4 protein-coding genes and 1 pseudogene are annotated in these 3,949 nt (G+C 38.3%); 3 read left to right on the top strand and 2 right to left on the bottom strand.

Translation table 11 applies throughout. The features are described 5' to 3' along the window. Nucleotides 1-126 precede the first annotated feature (126 nt). Nucleotides 127-1,527 (top strand): annotated as a pseudogene (locus H5058_RS17925) (methyl-accepting chemotaxis protein); the annotation flags it as partial. Nucleotides 1,528-1,610: 83 nt separating this feature from the next. Here the strand turns inward: H5058_RS17925 and H5058_RS17920 are convergent. Next, a complete protein-coding gene (locus tag H5058_RS17920) occupies nucleotides 1,611-2,195 on the bottom strand; it encodes a TetR/AcrR family transcriptional regulator (protein ID WP_011329821.1) in 585 nt (194 codons plus the stop codon). Nucleotides 2,196-2,305: 110 nt separating this feature from the next. Between H5058_RS17920 and H5058_RS17915 the strand changes: the two genes are divergently transcribed. Further along, complete coding sequence (locus tag H5058_RS17915; RefSeq protein ID WP_011329822.1) at nucleotides 2,306-2,848, top strand: carboxymuconolactone decarboxylase family protein; 543 nt, start codon at nucleotides 2,306-2,308, stop codon at nucleotides 2,846-2,848. 73 nt (nucleotides 2,849-2,921) lie between these two features. Here the strand turns inward: H5058_RS17915 and H5058_RS17910 are convergent, their stop codons facing one another. Next, the gene (locus tag H5058_RS17910; RefSeq protein ID WP_182679343.1) at nucleotides 2,922-3,449 is read right to left on the bottom strand and encodes a hypothetical protein; all 528 of its coding nucleotides are present in this window, start codon (nucleotides 3,447-3,449) and stop codon (nucleotides 2,922-2,924) included. 61 nt (nucleotides 3,450-3,510) lie between these two features. Between H5058_RS17910 and H5058_RS17905 the strand changes: the two genes are divergently transcribed. Then, nucleotides 3,511-3,873: a DUF1294 domain-containing protein gene (locus H5058_RS17905; RefSeq protein WP_182679341.1), complete on the top strand. Its 363-nt coding sequence runs from the start codon at nucleotides 3,511-3,513 to the stop codon at nucleotides 3,871-3,873. The last annotated feature ends 76 nt before the right edge of the window (nucleotides 3,874-3,949 follow it).

Raw genomic sequence — 3,949 nt, 5'->3', positions numbered from 1 at the left:
CAACAACTAATGCGATGGCATCAAGTTTAAATTCTTTGGAATACTTTTTACGTTTTGTCATTATCGATCTCCAGTTAAGTTGATTATCTCTTAACTTGGGTAGTCGAATCCATTAAACCACGTCACATGACAGAGCAGCTTTCTAAGCAACTTTATAATGGCAAAGCAAAAGTAACCTTGCTGAGTGATTTGGGATTAGTGGTTGGTAGCAGCCATTATAAATCTAAATTAGGGCGTCCTTTTAAAGAAGCTGTTAACGCAGTAACGATTAATAATTTAGAAAAGCTAAAAGATCACAGTGGTATTTTTAAAGCTAACGATCAGTATTTAGTTAATTACCCAATTAATATTAAGCTTGCTAATAGGCAGTGGTCGTTAATTATAGAAGTACCAGCAGAGCTTGCACTGGCCGGGCCGCAAGCACTTTCGCAAAATATGCAGCAAACTGCGCAGTCACTAGGGGTTATTATTTTAATAACTGGTTTAGCAATTGCAGTTGTTGCTTTTATTATTATGAAGCTAGTTATTGGCAGTATTGTTGCTCCACTGCAGCAAATTCAGCAACGCGTTGATAACCTTGCCAGCTCGGAGGGCGACTTAACCCATACGCTGCATGTAGAGTCGCATGCAGAGCTAATTGCATTAGCCGATGGCTTTAATCGATTTTTAACTAAGCTTAGAGTGTTAATTGCACAGCTAAAAGATGTGTCTGATCAAACTAAGCAGCAAGGTGAAATTGCCCAGCATATTGCTATTGATACTAAACATAATGTACAGGCGCAGTTTCACGAAATTGAAAGCGTAGTTACCGCAATGAATGAAATGAGCGCAACTGCGCTTGAAGTTGCTCGCGCATCAGAACAATCGGCGCAACAAGCGGGTGAAATTAATAACTTAGTGGTAAGCAGTGAAACGAGTTTGTCATCAGCCATGAGCCAAGTTAAAACCATGTCTGAGGAAATCAAAGAAGCTAACCAAGCGGTGCAAAAAGTGGCGTCGCGCAGTAACGATATAACGCAAATTTTAGATGTGATTCGTACTATTTCAGAGCAAACCAATTTACTTGCGCTAAATGCTGCAATTGAAGCTGCACGAGCGGGTGATCATGGTCGAGGCTTTGCGGTTGTTGCAGACGAAGTGCGTGCACTGGCGTCAAAAACGCGCTCATTAACCGATGATATTAGTCGATTAATTGATAGCTTGTTGCTTGAAGTAGGTAATGCCTCAACGGTTATCGAAAAAGGCGTAGTGCGGGCACAAAGTGCAGTTGATGAAACTTCAGTAGCGTTTGATGCACTGCATAGCGTGGTAGTTAAAGTGGACGAAATTACTAATCAAATTACGCATATTGCTACCGCAGCTGAAGAGCAAAGCTTAGTGAGCGAAGAAATAAACCGTAATTTAACGCTGATATCAGACGCGGCTTCGCAGCTATCTGATTTATCTTCACAAGCAGGCGACAGCAGTGAAGTACTTAATAAATTAGTTGCGCAACAAGACTCAGAACTTAATAAGTTAAAAACGTAATAGTTATTTAGCACTGAGACAAAATAAAAACGGCAGTAATTTAAATTACTGCCGTTTTTGTTCAAATAACTAAAATGAGACGTTTATAAGCTTTTTATGATCTTAAACATTTGATCTATCATTGGCTGAGCCAGTGACTCAACACCCGGGCGATTAAAATAACCACGTAAACCAGTAAACTGCACTTCAAAAAAGCGTGCATACTCTTGCGCAGATATATTATTACTTAACTCATTTTTTGCTATTGCTTGTTCAAAAAGAACCGAAAGGTAGTTTTCAAATTTATCAATTAAATCTAAGCTTAGTTGATATAAATTGCTGTCTTTATCTGCAAATTCACAGTTGGCCTTTACCAGCATACAAATAGCACTAGGCGCACTTTCTTTTTTTGTTATTACATTTTCAACAAAAGCGCGCAGCCCACCCAAAATAGTATCTGATGTGGATAGGCACTCTTTAATCTGGCTCTCCATTTGTACTGTGTAGTCTCGTAAAGATTCAATATAAAGCCCTTCCTTAGAGCCAAAAGCAGAGTAGATACTGCCAGGTCGCATATTAATAGCTTCTTGTAAATCACGCGTCGATGTTGCATGAAAACCCTTTTCCCAAAATAGCTGACTTGCAAGGCGGACAACTGTCTCACGCTCAAACTTAATCTTATTCGCCATCTCATTTCTCAATTATTTGAACACATGCTCAATTTTAACTTGAACAACCGCTCAAAATCAAATAGTATGTGTCTCGAAGTTAACTAACTAATTATTTATTGGAGCTAAACATGACAGAATTTACTTTATATACAGCAGAAAATGCACCTGAAGAATCAAAATCTCTTATGGCCGATTCAGTAGCTGCGTTTGGTATGGTACCGAATCTACATGCAGTAATGGCAGAAGCACCTACTTTACTTAAAGGTTATCAAGTACTGCATGAGCTGTTTCAAAACACGTCATTTAATGCTGAAGAATTAACGGTTGTATGGCAATCAATTAACGTTGAACATAACTGTCATTATTGTGTGCCAGCCCACAGTGCAATTGCAGCGTCAATGAAAGTTGATCAAGGTATTGTTGATTCGCTAGTAAATAAAACACCACTTGCTGATCCTAAGCTTGAAGCACTTCGTGAAACCACACTTGCAATGGCACGTGACCGCGGTGTGATAAGTGATGAGCAGATTGAAAAGTTTTTTGCAGCGGGTTATGGCAAGCAACAACTGCTTGAAATTATTGTAGGCTTATCGCAAAAAGTAATGAGTAACTACACTAACCACCTTGCAGATACGCCAGTTGATGAACCATTTAAAAAATTCATAAAGTAGTTTATAAATTCTAAGTAGTTATGAAAAAGGCAGCCTTGGCTGCCTTTTTCAATTAAATGTTGTTATAAACGCTTTATTGAAACTTAACCTGATGGTTACTGCGTGTATAGGTTCGGGTTGCAGGTTTAGTCCACTCGCCTTTTTTTAAGTACGAGGTTGATACAATAAATTCATCACCTTTAATTTCGCTGGTAGACTTAACTTTAGTTATGCCTTCTTTATTTCCCGTTACTTCTTCATAGGCTACAAACTGAGTAGGGCTAAGTATCTTCATTGTGCCTTTAGTGTAAAACCCCGCCGTAGTGAAATAATAAAATACTAATGAGTCTTTTTTACTATCGTAAAATATCATCGACTCGCCGCCATACTCTCCTTCATTGATTGAATGTATAGTACGAATAGCTTTACCGTTTAAAGCCCGCTGCCATTTATTAATGTCTTGCTTTGGCTTTGCGCCTTCAGGGACTGTAAAATTAGCCTGCCATGTGCCTAAATATGGCTTAAATGCGCTGAGCTCTTTAGCTAAATCAGCTGGCTGTGCATTTACAGTGGTTGTAAATACAATGCAAAAGGTTAGTATCAGTGTTTTTAAATATGACATAATTACTGCCTAGTATAAGTGAATCTGGGTATGGCCTAGATACAGTATAGGTGAGAGTTACTTGATTAAAAAAGCATTATTACTTTTTTCGATTGGTTTTATGTGTGTATTAACCGTAGGAGGGCTGTTTAGCTATTGGCCTACAATTGCCGCAAGTGTGTACGTAGTTATGAGTACAATTACCATTTTAGTTTATAAATGGGACAAACGTTTGGCCATGAGTAAAAAGCAGCCAGTGGTGAGAGTGCCAGAGCGAACTTTACACCTCTTAGCATTATTATGTGGCTGGCCGGGGGCGTTAATCGCTCAGCAATGGTTTAGGCATAAATCACAAAAGCGTATTTTTATAGCCGTACTTTGGCTCACCATAATTATTAACTGCAGTGCGTTATTTGGCGGCTACTATTATTGGCAACTAGGGTAAAACATTACTCGTAGATAGCTTAAAGTAGTTCAAAAAATGACTATTAATTAAAATATTAAATATTAAAATATTAAAA

The sequence above is a fragment of the Pseudoalteromonas sp. SR45-4 genome (assembly GCF_014163535.1).
GTDB classification, from domain to species: Bacteria; Pseudomonadota; Gammaproteobacteria; order Enterobacterales; family Alteromonadaceae; genus Pseudoalteromonas; species Pseudoalteromonas nigrifaciens.
Note: the sequence above shows the minus strand (reverse complement) of the source record. Positions and strands in the feature narration are given on the sequence as shown.